This window comes from Neobacillus sp. DHD-1R (assembly GCF_057747995.1).
This window is the reverse complement of the sequence record NZ_CM173232.1, coordinates 4734216-4752303: the sequence shown is the minus strand read 5'-3', so window position 1 is coordinate 4752303 and position 18088 is coordinate 4734216. Positions and strand designations below refer to the sequence as shown.

General features: G+C 39.3%; 16 protein-coding genes. 9 read left to right on the top strand and 7 right to left on the bottom strand.

Annotation, left to right across the window (positions count from 1 at the left end; translation table 11 throughout):
• The 4 genes from AC3ANL_RS23450 (at window position 1) to hxlB (ending at window position 3750) form a co-directional block, all read left to right on the top strand.
• Entirely contained in the window at window positions 1-1287 is a 1287-nt protein-coding gene (locus tag AC3ANL_RS23450) for an MFS transporter (RefSeq protein ID WP_488326737.1), read from the top strand.
• A 166-nt stretch (window positions 1288-1453) separates the two neighbouring features.
• Window positions 1454-2434 carry a LacI family DNA-binding transcriptional regulator gene (locus AC3ANL_RS23445; protein ID WP_488326736.1) on the top strand — a complete coding sequence of 327 codons (981 nt, stop codon included), beginning with the start codon at window positions 1454-1456 and terminating at the stop codon, window positions 2432-2434.
• Window positions 2435-2561: 127 nt separating this feature from the next.
• Window positions 2562-3203: a 3-hexulose-6-phosphate synthase gene (hxlA, locus tag AC3ANL_RS23440; RefSeq protein WP_488326735.1), complete on the top strand. Its 642-nt coding sequence runs from the start codon at window positions 2562-2564 to the stop codon at window positions 3201-3203.
• 1 nt (window position 3204) lies between these two features.
• Window positions 3205-3750, top strand: coding sequence for a 6-phospho-3-hexuloisomerase (gene hxlB, locus AC3ANL_RS23435; RefSeq protein ID WP_488326734.1), 546 nt, complete (start codon window positions 3205-3207; stop codon window positions 3748-3750).
• 387 nt (window positions 3751-4137) lie between these two features.
• Here the strand turns inward: hxlB and AC3ANL_RS23430 are convergent, their stop codons facing one another.
• Complete coding sequence (locus tag AC3ANL_RS23430; protein WP_488326733.1) at window positions 4138-5103, bottom strand: LacI family DNA-binding transcriptional regulator; 966 nt, start codon at window positions 5101-5103, stop codon at window positions 4138-4140.
• 398 nt (window positions 5104-5501) lie between these two features.
• Window positions 5502-6947 carry a DEAD/DEAH box helicase gene (locus tag AC3ANL_RS23425; RefSeq protein ID WP_488326732.1) on the bottom strand — a complete coding sequence of 482 codons (1446 nt, stop codon included), beginning with the start codon at window positions 6945-6947 and terminating at the stop codon, window positions 5502-5504.
• 251 nt (window positions 6948-7198) lie between these two features.
• Here AC3ANL_RS23425 and desA point away from each other — a divergent pair, with 251 nt between their 5' ends.
• The 3 genes from desA (at window position 7199) to AC3ANL_RS23410 (ending at window position 9836) form a co-directional block, all read left to right on the top strand.
• Complete coding sequence (gene desA, locus AC3ANL_RS23420) at window positions 7199-8230, top strand: Delta(5) desaturase DesA (RefSeq protein WP_488326731.1); 1032 nt, start codon at window positions 7199-7201, stop codon at window positions 8228-8230.
• A 515-nt stretch (window positions 8231-8745) separates the two neighbouring features.
• Window positions 8746-9306 (top strand): chromate transporter, encoded by a 561-nt coding sequence (locus tag AC3ANL_RS23415; RefSeq protein WP_488329817.1) that lies wholly within the window; start codon window positions 8746-8748, stop codon window positions 9304-9306.
• Window positions 9306-9836, top strand: coding sequence for a chromate transporter (locus AC3ANL_RS23410; protein WP_488329816.1), 531 nt, complete (start codon window positions 9306-9308; stop codon window positions 9834-9836). Before AC3ANL_RS23415 ends, AC3ANL_RS23410 begins: the two co-directional genes overlap by 1 nt.
• A 119-nt stretch (window positions 9837-9955) precedes the next feature.
• On the opposite strand, the gene AC3ANL_RS23405 is transcribed toward AC3ANL_RS23410, so the two are convergent.
• The 5 genes from AC3ANL_RS23405 to AC3ANL_RS23385 form a co-directional block, all read right to left on the bottom strand.
• Window positions 9956-10144 (bottom strand): hypothetical protein, encoded by a 189-nt coding sequence (locus tag AC3ANL_RS23405; RefSeq protein WP_488326730.1) that lies wholly within the window; start codon window positions 10142-10144, stop codon window positions 9956-9958.
• A gap of 153 nt (window positions 10145-10297) precedes the next feature.
• A complete protein-coding gene (locus tag AC3ANL_RS23400) occupies window positions 10298-11503 on the bottom strand; it encodes an MFS transporter (protein ID WP_488326729.1) in 1206 nt (401 codons plus the stop codon).
• A 12-nt stretch (window positions 11504-11515) separates the two neighbouring features.
• Window positions 11516-11935, bottom strand: coding sequence for a MarR family winged helix-turn-helix transcriptional regulator (locus AC3ANL_RS23395; RefSeq protein WP_488329815.1), 420 nt, complete (start codon window positions 11933-11935; stop codon window positions 11516-11518).
• 190 nt (window positions 11936-12125) lie between these two features.
• Window positions 12126-12716, bottom strand: a complete 591-nt coding sequence (locus AC3ANL_RS23390; RefSeq protein WP_488326728.1) for a guanylate kinase — start codon at window positions 12714-12716, stop codon at window positions 12126-12128.
• Between the two features lie 202 nt (window positions 12717-12918).
• Window positions 12919-15426: an NEW3 domain-containing protein gene (locus AC3ANL_RS23385; protein ID WP_488326727.1), complete on the bottom strand. Its 2508-nt coding sequence runs from the start codon at window positions 15424-15426 to the stop codon at window positions 12919-12921.
• A gap of 333 nt (window positions 15427-15759) precedes the next feature.
• Between AC3ANL_RS23385 and AC3ANL_RS23380 the strand changes: the two genes are divergently transcribed.
• Window positions 15760-16974 (top strand): ROK family transcriptional regulator, encoded by a 1215-nt coding sequence (locus tag AC3ANL_RS23380; protein ID WP_488326726.1) that lies wholly within the window; start codon window positions 15760-15762, stop codon window positions 16972-16974.
• A 12-nt stretch (window positions 16975-16986) separates the two neighbouring features.
• Complete coding sequence (locus AC3ANL_RS23375; RefSeq protein WP_488326725.1) at window positions 16987-18081, top strand: extracellular solute-binding protein; 1095 nt, start codon at window positions 16987-16989, stop codon at window positions 18079-18081.
• Window positions 18082-18088 lie beyond the last annotated feature (7 nt).

The window sequence follows — 18088 nt, the reverse complement described above, 5'->3', positions numbered from 1 at the left end:
ATGATACAAACAATGACAAAAAAGCGCTGGCTGCGTCTTATTCCTATTGCTTTTATTACTTACAGTCTTGCTTACCTTGACCGGGCCAACTATGGATTTGGTGCGGCTTCTGGATTAGCTGAGGATCTTCACATTACTGCAGGAACTTCATCTTTACTTGGTTCGCTATTCTTCTTAGGATATTTCTTTTTCCAAGTGCCTGGTGCGGCATTTGCCGAGAAAAAGAGCGCTAAAGTACTAATTTTCTGGTCATTGATTGCTTGGGGGTTATTAGCTTCTTTCACAGGTATGATTACGAATATTAAATTATTATTTGTGATACGCTTTGCACTTGGAGTCGTGGAGAGTGCCGTTATGCCGTCCATGCTAGTACTTTTAAGTAACTGGTTTACGAAAGCAGAGCGTTCTCGTGCGAATACGTTCTTAATTTTAGGTAACCCGGCAACGGTATTATGGATGTCGATTGTGTCTGGTTATTTAGTGAACTCAGTGGGCTGGAGATGGATGTTTATTGCTGAAGGTATTCCTGCTGTGATTTGGGCATTTATTTGGTGGAAAGTTGTAAATGACAAACCAAGGGATGCAAAATGGTTAACTGAACAAGAAAAGAATGAGTTTGAAAACCAATTAGCAAAAGAACAAGAAGGTATTAAACCTGTAAAAAATTACGGCGAAGCCTTTAAATCAAAACCAGTTATTCTGTTAAGTGCGCAATATTTCCTCTGGAGCATTGGGGTTTATGGGTTTGTGATGTGGCTTCCTTCGATTATTAAAGCCGCTCCAAATATGGATATTGTGAAAACAGGCTGGTTGTCTTCTGTTCCTTATATTTTAGCAATTGTTCTTATGTTAGTGGCTTCTTATTTCTCTGATAAAACATTGAATCGAAATGCATTTGTTTGGCCATTCCTATTAATTGGTGCGGTCGCATTTTATGCTTCTTATGCGATTGGAACACAACATTTTTGGATTTCGTTTATCCTATTAGTTATTGCCGGTGGTGCTATGTATGCGCCTTATGGTCCATTTTTTGCAATCATTCCTGAGATTCTTCCTCGAAATGTTGCTGGGGGCGCAATGGCCCTTATTAACAGTATGGGTGCATTAGGTTCATTTGTCGGTGCCTATATCGTAGGTTACTTAAATGATTCGACAGGTGGATTCGGTGCATCTTATATCTTCATGGCAGGGTCATTATTCCTATCCGCTATTTTAACAATTTGGGCGGTAAAGGCAGCAAAAAAAGATAGTAAACGTCAATCATCAGATATGAAAATCACTGCCTAAATGTTAGAGTTTTGAAGCAAAAGACAGTAAAAAGAAGTACTAGTAAATTAGAGGATAACGGTAGCAATAATACTACTGTTATCCTCTTTTTCTTGTGAAACTGGTAATAAAATCGTTTTGAGGCTAAAATGTAGTCATCGACTGTTAATGAGTGAGGAAGATTGAAATGGAAAAAGTGACGATGGCTGATGTGGCAAAAGCTGCAGGTGTATCAAAAAGTACGGTATCCCAATTTTTAAATAAACGATTTGAATATATGAGCGAAAAGACGAAACAAAAAATTGAGGAAGCGATAGATGTACTAGGGTATCATCCTAATTATATAGCGAGAAGTCTAAAGCAAAAGCGAACCTCTATGGTAGGAATTATTGTCGCAAACATCATGCATTATTTTTCCACAGAGGTTAGCAGGGCTATTGAGGATTTCTGTAATGAACATGACTTGCACGCGATTTTGTGTAATGCCGATGACGACCCGGAAAAGGAAAAGAAATATATTGAAATGCTTCGGGCCAAACAGGTGGATGGTCTGATTATATTTCCAACAGGACAAAATAACCTTCTGTATCAGAGTTTGATTAGGCAGGACTATCCGGTTGTATTTGTGGACAGGAAAGTGGAAGAACTTGAGGCGTTTTCTATTGTAACGGATAATCAAGAGGCAACGTATAAGGCCATTCAGAGTTTTGTGGCTAAGGGACACAAACAAATAGCTTTTGCAGTTCAGCCGCTTACAGTTAGTACACGGAAAGCTAGATTTGAGGGATACAAGAAGGCCATGATGGATGCAGGTCTAGAAATAAATCCTGATTATGTAATTGAGTCAGCTATTACGGAGATGAAAGGCAAGTTGGACAAACTTTTTTCAATCGGGGAAAGGCCGACTGCCATTTTTGCAGGAAACGATCGTGTCTTTTTAGAGGTAATGAAATCGCTCAAAGATAATCGGCTTAAAATAGGTCAGGATATTGAATTGGTTGTATTTGATAATGTTCCATTTGCCGATTTGCTGGAGGCAGCCCCCATTTCTTTTATCGTCCAACCAGCCTTTGAAATGGGACGTACAGCAGCAGAACTTTTATTTGAACAAATCAATAAAGTGGAAAGAGCACCAAAGGAGTTTGTTTTTCCAAGTTGGATTTTGTAGAGGGGGAGTGGATTCTCAATCCTTCTCCTTCATGGATTCTATTGAAAAACGCTTACAATGGGAGTATAATCTTTTTATAAACCGATTTAGTAAATCGGTTTATCTTCGAGATTAAGGAGCTAAAATTATGAAAATACAACTTGCTTTGGATCGGATGGACATTGCTGATGCCATCCAGTTATCTAGAAAAGTAGAAGACTCGATCGATTGGATCGAAGTTGGAACATCCCTAATAAAAGAATTCGGGGTAGTCAGTATTCAAGAACTAAAACAAGCGTTTCCAAATAAAACAATTGTGGCTGACATTAAAACTATTGATAATGCCCGATATGAGTTTGAAATGTGTTTTGAAGCTGGGGCGGATGTTGCGACCGTAATGGGTGTGTCACCGTTAGTCACCATTGATGCCTGTTTAGAGGTAGCGCAACGGTACAATAAAAAAGTGATGATTGACTTATTAAATACATCTGCAGAACAAAAAAGGACATTATTAAAATGCAAAGAAGCGATTTTTTGTGATCATGTTAGTAAAGATCAACAAGAAGAGGCAGGCTCGCAGAATCACGGAACAAAGGAAAACGAGCTTTTTGACGACTCCGCCATTGAGGTCGCTGTAGCAGGCGGTATTACGTTAGAATCCATCGGAAAATTAAGAAAGACACTGAATCCAGCGGTTGTGATTATTGGGTCGGCCATAACAAAAGCAATCAATCCAGCAGAGGCCGCAGCAAAATTTAAAGAAATTTGTATACAGCAGGAGGAGAAGTAACATGATTATTCCTACAATTTTAATGGAAGTTGAAACCGTACTAAGCCAAGTAGAAGAGGATCAACTGCAAGAATTGGCAGTACAATTGCAAACAGCAAAGCGAATCTTTATTATCGGTGAGGGCCGCTCTGGGTTAATGGCCAAATCGTTTGCGATGAGATTAATGCATTTAGGGGCCACGGTATATGTTGTTGGAGAAACGATTACCCCGGCCATCACGGAGGGTGACCTTTTAGTAGCTGTTTCTGGGTCTGGAACAACGAAGAGTGTGGTTTGGACAGCTGAAAAGACAAAATCACTAGGCTGCTCCGTGATTGCTGTTACCACAAATCCAGAGTCACCACTTGCCCAGGCAGCAACAAAAATCCTGCATGTTCCAGCAGCCACAAAATATCGCCGTCAAAATGAGCTGAAAACCATCCAACCGCTTGGTTCGTTATTTGACCAGTGTGCACACCTATTATTTGATACGATTTGCTTGCTTTTCAGCGAATTAAATAGCATCAACAATTCAGATGCATTTGCCCGCCACAGCAATTTAGAGTAGGGTGAATGAATGGTGCCTGACACCATACCTGCACAAATGTCCGTCTGTGGAGGACGGCAGTTCTCCAAGAAAGGTGCCTCATACCACTTACGTAATTGGACTGCACCCCAAAAGTTAGAGTGAACTCTGACTTTTGGGGGTCACCTCAGATTCCTGTTGTGTTTAAACACAACAGGAATCTTTTTTTGCGCTAGAATTTTCTTGACCTGAAACGCGTTTCATCAAATATGCTGTATGTGTAAGACAATACAACACCGGTCGGCGTAATCGGGATCGTCTGAGCGTTACGACGGTGTTGTATTAAAAAATCCGTTCAAAGCAAAAAGACTTGAAGTCTAAATCACTTAAGTCTTATGGATTATGTAATCTGGTGTTAGGTACCAACTTCTAAACCGTTTTACGTTCAATTAACGAAACCGGTACTTCTTGATAGGTGGTTTCATTTTGATCGTTCATTGCTTGAAGAAATAGTTTTCTACCCATTTCCATAAGCGGGATTTCGATGGTTGTAATTTGCATCATTTTGGCAATAGGCTGGTTATTGAATCCTATAATGGCAAGCTCAGTTGGAATTGAAATATTTTGATCTTGGGCATAAGTTACAATTCCGGCTGCTACCTCATCACTTGTTATTAACAAGGCTGAGGGGGGATTAGCCATTTTTTTGATTCGCTCAATAACATGTTCCCCATCCTCAACATATAGACATTGTTCAAAAATATAGGAAGGTTCATAAGGCAGATGATGTTTTGCTACAAAATCCTTAAAAGCCATTCCTCTATTTAGACTATTTGTACCAGAGTTACGTCCAATGCAGTAGCCTATTTTTTGATGCCCTTTCGCTAATAAGTATTCAAGAGCAGCAGTGAAACATTTATAATGGTCGACAAAGGTCGAGGACACGTTTTTACCTCTGGTGTCTTCGCATAAAATAATCGGTCCAAAAGGCAAATACTCTTCAACAATAGGCCAGTTGCAAATTCTTGAGCAAATAATTAATGCATCTATCTGCTTTTGCTTCAGCATTTGCAGGGCTTCCAATTCTCTAGATTCCTCGTAATTCGTTTGAAAGAACACTAGTTTATAGTTGTTTTCTAAGGCTTCCATTGCGATCCCTTTGATTAATAGTGCAAAATAAGGATGATCAATGAAAGGCACAACCACGCCAACAAGAAATGTTTTCCCTAAGCTTAAATGGACGGCATTAATATTTGGTTGATAATTACTTTCCTGAATGGCAGAAAGAACGGCCGTTTTTTTATCCTCACTTACATATGGATGGTTATTGAGTACCCGTGAAACGGTTGCAACCGAAACACCAGCCATCTTAGCTAAATCTCGAATATTTGTCATAATATCACCTATTTTTATAAACAAGCTATATGGAACAGAATAACAAAAAGGTGCCTGATGGTGTCAGGCACCTTTTTCATTTTAAAGTAAATTATAGAATGCATCACTGTGAATACATTTAATGAGTTAGATTCGTCCAGCTCCAGCGCCCAGTGTACTTCGCCCATCTCCCTACGATAAGTCAACATCGAATCGACTGTAGCTCCGTGTTTCCTTTATCGCGTTTAACGGGCAGTAGATTCTCAACTGCCCGTAAGAACCCGATCGGTTCAACTAACAATCAGCGAGAAAGAACGTTCGATGATTGAAGTTTCACCTTATCTCAGTCGATGTGCTCCAGTCCTGTCGTGCGCTAACCGGGCGCTTGCGCTTTTGTTCCTATCATACCATGAATTAAGTTATTTAATTGCTTTGCTGACTTTTAGTTTCTTCCCTTTAATGGTTGTATTCTCCATGGCTTGGATGACTAGTGAGCCCTTTCCATTTAGAATATCCACATAGCTCATTTGATCCTGGATCGTAATAATACCGATATCCTCTGCTGTAACCCCTGGGATTTTCGCAATAGTACCAACAAAATCAACCGCGCGGAGCTTTTTCTTTTTCCCACCGCTGAAATGAAGTTTCATAATATCTTGGTTGATGCGTGCCGTTTTATTATTTCTAACTACGCGGCGACCACTGATTTTTTCCTCAAAATCTGCTTTATTTCTCGTAACTTCTTGGGGAGTTGGCGCTTCGAGTACAGGAATCTCAAAACCAATATATCTTTCAATCGCCCTAATGAATTTCCCTTCAAATTCCGTGGCAATCGTAATCGCCGTTCCTTTATTGCCGGCCCGGCCGGTTCTTCCAGTACGATGGACATAACTTTCTTTTTCCATTGGTACGTCATAGTTAATAACAAGTGTCACATTGTCGATATCAATTCCGCGGGCAGCAACATCTGTGGCCACTAGATAGCGGAAATTCCCCATTTTGAAACCATCCATCACAGCAAAGCGATCTTGCTGTTCTAACCCGCCGTGAAGTCGTTCACAAGAATAGCCGGACGCTTCTAAATCAGCGTAAACGGTATCGACATGTTCTTTTGTATTGCAAAAAATAAGGCAGCTGTCAGGGTTTTCAACAACCGTTACATCTTTTAAAAGGGAAAGTTTATCTTCAGGTTTTGCTTCAATTAAACGATGTTCGATCGTATCAGTAGTGATCCCGGCAGACTCAATCTCAATATGCATCGGTTCGGTCATATATTGATGACAGAGATTTTCCACATCCTTCGGCAAGGTAGCCGAGAATATCATTGTGACTCTGTCTGATGGAAGTTCCTTTATGATCGACTCGACTTCATCGATAAAGCCCATATTCAGCATTTCATCGGCTTCATCAATAATCAGATATTTTATTTCGTCTAAAGCCAATGTTTCTCGATCGATGTGGTCGATAACACGGCCAGGTGTCCCAACTACGACATGCGTTTTTTGTTGCAATTCTTCTTTTTGTTTCGAAAAAGGTTCTTTTCCATAAACGGCCATTGCCTTAATCCGTTTAAACCTGCCAATATTTGTGATATCTTCGCGAACTTGAACAGCAAGCTCCCGAGTGGGTGTAAGAATTAATGCCTGCGGCTTTCGTTCTTCCCACTTCAACATTTCACAAATTGGGATCGCGAAGGCTGCCGTCTTACCGCTGCCGGTTTGCGACTTCACAACAAGATCGCGCTTTTCTAATGCTAAGGGGATTACTTCTGTTTGAACCTCAGTGGGAGTGTCATATTTTAACAAAGTAAGTGCTCTCGTAATTTCATCACTTAAATGAAAATCTGTAAAACTTTTTTCGCTCATGTATTAACCTCGTTTTTTTGTATTATCAGACATATCTATAGGATTTCTCATTAAGAATTATCATATGCAATAGTCGAACATGGTTCATTATACAGGAAATATAGTGTAAATGGTGCCTGACACCGTAAACAATATTTCCACCTTATATATGACATTTATCATGGTCTGAATATGACACCTGCTACTAACATATAATATTTCCTTCCTATATACTTGATGTAACGATAGAAAAAGGAAAGGAATGCAAATAAATGACCTTACAAAATACAAAAAATTTGAAAAAACAAGTTGCTCCTTTTGAAAAATCAACGACAAAGGAAAGTATATGGCAAATCATCAATACCGTTGTACCTTATATTGTTTTATGGTATCTTGCCTATCTAAGCCTTTCTGTTTCTTATTGGCTGGCATTAGTCCCTATTGTGATTGCTGCAGGATTTCTAACGAGAATTTTCATCATTTTTCATGATTGCACGCACCATTCTTTCTTTAAGAACCGACATGCTAATCGTATAACGGGAACGATTATGGGCGTATTTACGTTATTCCCATTTGATCAATGGGGCCATGATCACTCCGTTCATCATGCAACAAGTGGTAACCTCGATAAGCGCGGTACAGGGGATATTTGGACACTAACGGTCGATGAATACTTGGCAGCTCCGCTTAAATTGCGGTTAGCATATCGTTTTTATCGTAATCCTTTCGTAATGTTTGGCTTAGGGCCCATTTATGTTTTCCTTTTAAAAAATAGATTTAACCGTAAGGGTGCCAGAACAAAGGAACGCAATAATACGTATTTGACGAATGTTCTTATCGTTGCTTTGATGGGATTGCTTATATGGGCAATCGGCTGGCAGGCGTTTCTTTTAGTGGAAGGCTCGATTTTCATGATTGCCGGAGCAGCAGGGATTTGGTTGTTTTATGTACAGCATACCTTTGAGGACTCCTATTTTGAAGAAGACGCAGAGTGGGAATATGTGAAAGCCGCGGTGGAAGGAAGTTCTTTCTATAAGCTTCCCAAAGTTTTACAATGGCTTACAGGGAATATCGGCTTCCATCATGTTCACCATTTAAGTCCGAGAGTGCCTAACTACAAACTGGAAGAGGCCCACAAAAATACCTTGCCATTACAAAATGTACCAACCATTTCTCTTGTTACAAGCTTGAAGTCACTGCGCTTCCGCCTGTGGGATGAGAATGCCAAGAATTTTGTTTCCTTTAAAGAAATTAAAGCAGTTGTGAAAAATAGAAATTCCTTTCAAGCAAAACCTGAAGTATAACAACACCTTTTAATATAGGATGCGTGAGCGTCCCATCAAGTAAATAAATATAAAAAGGGCATAGACACTTTGTCTATGTCTTTTTCGTACTATAAAAATTTATAAGTTTTGGCTTCGAGAATTGTCTTGCTCCAGCGCCCTAGCGGCTAGTGTCCTTCGCTCTCCGCCCTACGATAAGTCAAGCACGAATGCGCCTCCGGCTCTTCGTGTTTCCTTTATCGCGTTTAACGGGCAGTAGATTCTCAACTGCCCGTAAGAACCCGATCGGCTCAACTAACAATCAGCGAGAAGAACGTTCGCTGATTGAAGTTTCCCCTTATCTCAGTTGGAGCGCTCCAGGCCATACACCGCTGAACAGGGCGCTTCCGCTTTTCTTATTATTTTCAGAATGTTTTATGGATTTATAACAATTCCTGTACTATAATAAAGCGGGTTACAACTGGCAGTTAACGAACTAGATGGGAATTTTTCCATTAAAGCATTTTGATAATTTGAAAAAAGGTGTTGAATCATTGATGAAACAAATGAATATATCAATCGCATTTTTTCGGTCCGGAATTTTAGGGTACGGCGGCGGCCCTTCATCGATTCCCCTTGTCCATAAAGAGGTGGTTCAAACTTTTAAATGGATGAATGATGATGAATTTGCTGATGTATTAGCATTAGCTAATACGCTCCCCGGTCCGATTAATACAAAAATGGCCGGGTACATAGGCTATCGAGTGGGGGGAGTTTTAGGAATGTTGAATGCGATTCTATCCTCCATCGTTCCAACCATTATATTGATGATCGTGTTGCTGGCATCCTTGTCGTCGGTTAAGTCTCTGACTTGGGTAGCTGGCATGACCAAAGCAGTGGTGCCGGTTGTTGGTGTAATGATGCTGACCTTAACTTGGGACTTTTACAAAAAATCTTATCAATCGTTAGGAATAATGAGTGCAAGTATTGCTGTGGCGGTTAGTTTAATCTTATTAGAATTCCTCCATCTACATCCAGCCATTTTAATCATTGTTATATTAATATACGCGATAGGGAAGAAAGATAAGGCATCAAAAGGTGAAAGGGGGGGAGAATGATGTTATACTGGCATATTTTCCTAGCCTTTTTTATTCCTGGGATTGTCGGTTATGGAGGTGGACCTGCATCCATACCTCTTGTCGAAAATGAAGTCGTCGATCGATATGGGTGGATGAATGTATCAGAATTTAGTGAAGTGCTGGCACTTGGCAATTCTCTGCCCGGTCCGATTGCCACAAAAATGGCCGGGTATATCGGATACGAACAAGGGGGCATCCTGGGGTCTGCCATTGCCGTTTTTGCAACGGTAGCACCATCACTCCTATTAATGATTATTCTTTTGGGGATCTTATACAGGTTTAAAGAATCACCCAAAGTAAAGAGAATGACCAATTATATTCGCCCGACAATTGCCGTCATGTTAGGGGTGATGACGTTTAACTTCTTTTCTACCTCTTACACAAATTCTGGTGCACTCCAAACCGTAATTTTGATAATAGCAAGTTTCATTCTCCTAGAAAAAATAAAAGTCCATCCTGGCTTTGTCATCCTAGCATCATTAGTTTATGGTGCGATATTTTTATCATAAAAAATAAGGGGTCAGACCCCACAACCTTAATATATCGCTTAGCTTCTCTAATAGGCGGCTCTATATTAAGTGTAAACGTGAGGTCTGACCCATATGAAACATCCTCTTCATTGTAAATATTATAGTTCCAGAACCATTTGTTTTTCCTTTTCCACTTCCAATGCCGATACAATATAGGCAAACCCATTCATTAAGAAAAACATCACATTGGATTGGAGCCGTTCGCTTTCTCCTAAATAAGTATTTATCATGATAATAACGGAATACAGAATAACGAAGGTTAAAGCAATTCGATTAAAAATAATCATTGAAACAACCCCTTTTTTAGGATGCTTATTTAAGCATATTTATAACAAGCCGGTCTTATGCCGGTCATTAAGGTAATAGAGGGAAATTCTTGATTATGAAAAAGAAAAAAAGCCGAATAAGAAATTGTTCGGCTCTATCTTATTATATGATCTTTACGCCTTTGAAACGTTAAAATCCGCCTTTGCAGCTTGTTCCTTCTTGCCGTGTAAAAAGTAGTAAAGAACAGAAGTTAACAGAACCACCACTCCTAGAATGACATACAGATGACGGAAGCCTGTTAATGGGATGATGAACCCAAGTAAATAAGGGCCCAAGCCAAGTCCTGCGTCTAGAAAAATAAAGAAGGTTGACGTTGCTAATCCCATCCGATGGGGCGGAGTTAGTTTTACGGCAACGGCCTGAGTACTGGACTGAATATTACCGAAGCCAAGTCCAATAAGCGCGCCAGCTAAAAGTAAAGTAACCCCGCTGCTTACTGTACTTAGAAGCACCATTCCGGCTGCTAAAACGATAAAGGCCGCATACATAACATGGTTCGCACCTTTTAAGTCCATTAAACGGCCTGTGAATGGACGTGAAAGTAATACCGCGATGGAATACACAAGGAAGAAAAAGCTGGCTGTACTCACCAAATTAATTTCATTCGCATAAAAATTGATAAAAGAAAGAACACTTGAATAACAAAAGGCAATGACAAGAGTTATGGTTGCAATTGGCAATGCCTTTGGCTCAATAAAGTTTGAAAGCTTGAAGCCTTTGGTTTCTGTCGGCTGTGCTGGTCCTTCTAATGTCGGTACGTACACGAAAATCGAAGTAATGAAGCTGACCACACCTAAAACAACAGAGAAACCAAAAATCATTTGGAAATTGGTGTGTTGGATCATATAAAGTCCGATGAACGGGCCAATAGCAGTAGAAAGAGCAGCACTCATGCTGAAGTAACCGATCCCTTCCGCCTTTCTAGTGGCCGGGATAATCTGAGCTGCAATCGTTCCTGTCGCGGTACCCACCATTCCCGCTGCAATCCCGTGCAATAACCGGGTAAGTAAAAGAATGCTGATATTAAAACTGATTAAATATAAAAGTGTCGTTAAAATAAAGAAAACTAGCCCAATGTATAATGTTTTTTTGCGGCCGATTGACTCAATAAACCTTCCGGTAAAAAGCCTCCCAATTAAGGAGCCGATGATAAAGATTCCTGTAACAAGTCCCGCTTGGCTAGTGGAGGCATGAAATTGCTCTACCGTATACATACCAATGATTACGATTAATAAATAAAAGACAAGATTGATTAAAAAATTAATGGTAGAAACAATGGTAAAATCCTTTGTCCATAGTTTAGGTCTTGATGTATCCACGTTTTTATCCCCTTACTTTGTAATATTATTCTGTATTTCTCCCATAATCCGAATTGCTTCTATTTGTTCCTCTTCTGAGATCCCTGTTAAAATTTCCTGCTCAAATTGATCAACCGTTATACGGACGTCGTGATAAACGTGCCAGCCAATTTCAGAAAGCTGCATTCGTTTCTCGCGCTTGTCTTTGCCGGGAACATGCTCAACATATCCAAGTTCCTCCAAACGGTTTATGGTTCTAGTAACAGTGGGTTTCTCCACACTCATATAATGAGAAAGTTCCACAAGTGTCGCGGATCCATTATTGGCTAAGTAATAAAAAATGGTCCATTGCGCTCTGTATAATTGATGTTCAGCGAGATGAGCATTAAGTCTATTTTCAAAAGGCCGGTACAACAGCACTAATTGCTGAAAGAATTTTTGAGAAGTTTTTATTATAAACACCTCTTTGGGTTCAAAAAATAGTTACCTAGAGTAACTGTTACCGTAAGTAACTAATATAATATATCATACTTGCTAGAAAATTGTCCATATGTTGGACATATAAATATGCTGGATCTTTTTACTATATAAAAAAGGCAAACAGTGACGTGCACTGTTTGCCTTCGCTATAAGCTGGGATTACTTAATAATCAGTTTCAATAAGATTTCGGTCTAGATAGGATTCAATTAATTCGCTAACCTGAAAGGCTACTTGTGGGGAATCAAAATTTTCAAATGCATATTCGCAGCTGTTTTTGTAGTTCATGGTCTCATCATAATGCTTCATATGACGTTCGATATCTTCCTTACTATCTTGGCGATCCTGTTGTCTTTTGATAACTGTATCACGATCTGCGAAAATAAAAATACGGACTAAATCATTACCATACATTGTTTTTAACTTTTCAGCACCTTCTGGGTTTAAAGTTAGATATACGTAATCATGATTTTGGAAGGCATCCACAATATCTTGTTCACGAATTCCATAATAAATGCCATCAATTTCGACGCTTTCAAGAAATTCTTGTTTTGCAAGCATCTGTTGGAAAGATTCTTCATTAACAAAGTGATAGTCTTGACCATCTTGTTCATAATGACGGGGAGAACGAGTTGTGTAAGAGAGAACAGTTTCCATATCAAATGCAGTAGCGACCATTTTAGCAATGGTCTTTCGTCCAGAGCCATCAGGACCTGTATAAACAAATATTTTTTCTTTTCCTTTGATTTGATACATGGTGGGGCCTCCTTTTGTTTTGGCGAGTTAACAGAATCAACATTTTTCTGTGGGGACAGTTTCTTGAAGTGAATGGGCTACCATCATTATATCAAAATGTTGTTACTAATGGGAATAGATGGGTGGAAGGAAGCGACATAGCACCCATTTAAAAAACAGCCCCTAGGTAATTTTCACTAGGGACTGTCTTACTTATATTTTATTAGTTGTTTTTACCATAGCTGATTAAGTTTGTGAAGATTCGATAACCACCAGGTACCTGACCTTGAATTTGACGGTAGAATACTAAGTTGGTGTAAAGGTATGTTCCTTGGCCGTATTTAGCCATGAGGATACCAGCTTCGAATGGTGCTTCACCTGGATCAGCCATGCTGACAAATGTTTCATAATGACTATCCCAAGCCATTGGATAGTAAAGTCCTCGTTCTTGAATCCAATTGTCCCAATCACTATCAGTAATTTTATTCGGATAGTGGAAGAGAGGGGATTCAGGCTGCAAGACTGTGACCTTAGCCTTTTCATCTGTTACTCTCCACTTGATGGACGGATTGCCAATGGTTAATGGATATGGTGCGGTTGTTTGAGCATTCCAGTTATCACCAGTTGGTTTAGAGTATTGCATAACGACATGGCCGCCATTGTAAACATATTCTTTTAGTCTTTCGTTATTTGCTAATAAATCTGCGCGTGAAAGGTAGGCACGAATCCCAACAACAATCGTATCGTATTGACTCAAATCACCGGCTGCAACCTCTGCTTCACTAAGTTTGGTAATATTTAAACCTGCATTAGTTAAATAATCTGCGACTTGGTCAAATCCACTTTCAATATAACCAATTTTTAAATTATCATCCTTCTGTAGTTCAAACGCTACACCGTTCACTTTTGCTGGATACTCATAATAGAATTGACCAATATGGTCATAATAGATTTCTTGGATAGTGGAGTTAAATGTTTTCCCATTAACTGTTGCTTCTGCCTCAACATTAAACTTGCCCTCTTTAATATTTGCTGGCGGCGTTAACTTAAAGGTTACTTCCTTTTCCTCCGACTGGCTGTTCAATTCAACAGCTGCCTCACCTGGAGAGACTCCCCAGCCTGCAGGAACCTTTAACGAGATTGAAGACTGAGTTTTCCCTTCAGCATAGTTTTTCACTTTTACTGCTACAGGAATCTCTTTTTGGATATCGGCCGTATTTACGACAATATCCTCTGGATTTAAAGTAAGAGACACATCAGGAAGAACAGCTATGGTTCCTTCTAATTCTTGGACATGACTAGTTTTTGATCCAGTAGATTCATAAAGGACGTTTGCCTGAATAACAGGTTCTTTATAGGCATGAAAATAGTCAGCATTCTCAGGGACCTGGACTTGATAAGAAACGTTTGCTGATTCGCCTGGAGCAAGGTTCGCAGCCCGATCCTTTGTCGAAACCTTCCATCCCTCAGGAACGGATAATTTCACTTCGGCCATTTTAAGTTCTTGTTTGCCATTATTTTTCAACGCTACTTGAACAGTTGTGGTTTGACCTTTTGTGAGGACGTTAGATGCAGCTGAAGCTTTTACATCCAGCTTTGAGGCTATAAAGCTAGCCGATTGTAATTGCTCTTCTTTTAAGGAAAGCTTATGGAGTAAATCATTCTTTAGTTGTGGGTCAAGCTTTGCTTTTTCTGTTTTATTAAGTAGTTTACGTACATCCTTCAACGTATCCTGGACTTTTGTAAAAACATCTTCACTCTTAGGATAAGCGGTAATTATTGAGTCTAATTCATTCTGGAGCTTTGTAAACTGAATCTTTAAGTCATTTTCATTTTTGGGAAGCTTTTGTGCCCATTCCTTAAAATCATAAGGGATACCTGCGAAAAGGTCAGTCTGGTCCCCAACGGCACTATAAAGTAATTCGAGTTTAACCTGTCTTGGAGCTACAGGAATGTTACTGCCCATTCCTTGGCTTTTATGCATATAACGAGATTGTTCGCCTAATTGAGGATAGGACATTTGGTAAATTGGATCATACATGCCAATTTCAATGGTTGTCTCTGTTTGCTGCTGAGTTTCAGCAGGTAAATAAAGCTTTTTAATCTGCCAAACAGAAAGTCCTTCGTTTAATTGTTCTGGAAAAACATTTGGATTGGCAGCATCTTTAAAAGCTCTTTCACTTAGAATTTCGATTGCACGATGGTGTCCGTGCTGGGTATCCACATTCCGAAATGAAGGCATGACAATATCAGGCTGATAAGTACGGATAAAACGGATTAAACGTTCATATGTGAGATCTTCTCCCCAATTGGCTAGTGTATCCTCTGGGCTTTTTGAAAAGCCAAAATCATAAATAGCATCTGAGGTAGTTTCACTAAGGTGGTAAGCTTTAACACCTGTAATCTTGGCAGCTTCAATCATTTCTCTTGAGCGAATGATTCCTAACCCATTGCCTAGTTCTTTACCAATTTCATTTTGACCGCCTTCACCGCGATTGCCGATTAAACTTGAGGTTTTAACACCTAGTCCCCTTGATAAATAGGCAAGAAAGTCACTACGTTCATCATCTGGATGTGCGCCGGTATTGAGAAAGGTAACAGTAGTCTCGAGAGGTTTAATTACATTCCATAGAGCAACGTCTGGCTCTTGGGCCTGAGTGACATTTCCAGCAAACGGCAGTAATGAAACAACTAATAGAATAGCAAGAAAACCACGTAAATACTTTTTCATTTTGTAACCCCTTTCATAAATAAAATGATGACGAAACTCCACAGCCTCCTTTTGTTCTGTATCGGGTATGTTAGTTAAACTATCTAACTAACTAACAGTAGATAAACCCCTTACCTAATAATAGGCATGAGAGGATAATATTGTAAATACTAACTATATTCAGAAAATTAAAACAGTAATTTTTACCTAGAAATAGTTATTTTGACCTATTTATCAGATTTTACTAAATTTTTTTTTAATTAATTAAAAAGATATTGTAAACAATTTCCTTATGCGTTATATTTTAGTTAATTAGGATAACTTACTAACCAAAAAGATTAAGGCCGTGATGTAATGAGTATGAATGGAAATTCGATGCAGATAAAGTCACTTAACAAAAAAAGAGTATTACAGTGTATTTTGGAGAATGCACCGATTTCAAGGGCTGAAATTGCTGGGAAGATGAATATAAGTAAGCCGACCGTTTCTTTATTGGTTGATGAACTTATGAGTGAAGATTGGATTTATGAAAAGGGAATCGGTGAATCAACTTCACAGGGTGGGAGGAGACCCATTCAACTATTTTTTAATGAAAAAGCAGCATATATTATAGGCACTGATATCGGTGGAACAAAGGTTAAAACGGTCATTTGTGATTTGAATGGAAAGATTATTGCCGCAAGCAGCTTTCATACGAGTCAATATATAAAAACAGGTTTATTGAAACAAGTAGCAAAAGAAATTGATGTGATGATCAAGAAGAACAATATTGAAGCTGAAAAGATATTGGGAATGGGAGCAGGTGTACCAGGAATTACAGAAACAGTAAGTGGAGTTGTTATGGATGCACCTAGCTTAAATTGGGTACGTTTTCCCTTTATTACGGAGGCTAAACGATATTTATCCTTCCCGGTCTTTGTTGATAATGATGTCAATGTAGCCGCCCTTGGTGAACAATGGCTTGGAAATGCAAAAGGAAAGGAAAACGTTTTGTTCATAGCTGTTGGGACTGGAATTGGAAGCGGTATCATTATCCGTAATCAACTTTATCGGGGCGCTTCCAACGCTGCCGGTGAAATCGGTTATATGGTCACAGATAAAAATGACATAAAAAATGAATTCAAGCCCATTTTTCATCGATATGGCTATCTTGAGAGTGTGGCTGGAGGCAAATCAATTGGTGACCAATATACAAAATTAGTGCAGCAGGATTCAGCACATCCGCTGTTTGAACAAGCAAATGCATCGGAATTATCAGGAGAGGATGCGTTTCGGCTTGCTAAAAAAGGAGATAAGATTGCACAACGTGTGATTGATGAAGCAATCGAGCATATAGCCTACGGGATCATTAATGCAGCAAGTCTATTAAACCCAGAGGTTATTATTTTGGGAGGTGGTGTGTTAAAGTCATCCGAATTTATTTTACCTAAACTGCGTGAAATCGTGAATCAATATCTTCCGAGTTCAGTAGAATTGAAAACTTCAAGATTAGGAGAAAATGCTGGTGTCTTGGGGGCGGTTTCATTATTTTTACGCGAGCATGAAAGTATTTTAAATTATTCAATTTAAGGGGGAATTAGTGTGAAAAAGAAAAAGGTATCGATTCTAACGACTTTAACGTTATCTGCAGTGCTGCTGCTTTCAGCATGCGGAGATTCTGAAAAGGGATCAGCAGAACCATCAAAAGAACCGGCAAAGAAAGACGAACCAAAGCTAGAAGAGAAAATTGTTGTGTATTCACCACATGGAAAGGATATTTTATCGAAATTCGAGCAACAGTTTGAAGCAAAATATAACGTTGATGTTGAATGGCTTGATATGGGGTCCCAGGAAGTTTTAGACCGAATTCGTTCAGAAAAAAATAATCCGCAAGCAGATGTTTGGTGGGGGGCACCTTCGGTAAACTTTGATCAAGCAAAGGATGAGGGGCTTCTTGCACCATATAAACCATCCTATGCTAGTAACCTTGAAGCTCAATTCCATGACGCGGATTGGAATTGGTCGGGGACAAGCCAAACTCCTGAAGTGATTATGTATAACAGTAAAGAGGTAAAAAAGGAAGATGCACCAAAGGATTGGGATGAATTATTGGATCCTAAATGGAAAGATAAAATTATCATTCGTTATCCACTTGCATCTGGAACGATGAGAACGATCTTTTCCGCAATGATTTACCGTGACTTCAAGGATTCTAATGATCCGGCAAAAGGATATGAATGGCTGGAGAAACTCGATGCAAATACAAAAGAATACTCTGCTAACCCTGAAATGATGTACAACAAGGTTGCTAAAGGCGAGGGGACCATTTCTGTATGGGCGATGCCTGATGTTGTTATGCTGAAGGAAAATAAAAATTATCCATTTGAATTTATTGTTCCCGCAAGCGGTACTCCCGTTTTAACAGAAGGAATTGCCGTGGTAAAAGATGCACCGCATCCAAAGGCTGCCGAAGCATTCTATGAATTTGTTAATACTCCTGAAGCCGCAAAATTATTGGCTGAAGAATTTTATCGTATTCCCACAAGAACTGATGTGAAAGACTTACCGGACTGGATTACAAAAACCGAGATTAAGAGTATGGATATTGACTGGAAAGTATTTCAGAAGGAAAGTGACGGCTGGATGAAGTATTGGGATGAAAACATTAAGAGCGGAGCTAAAGAAATTAAACAATAGGAAGTGG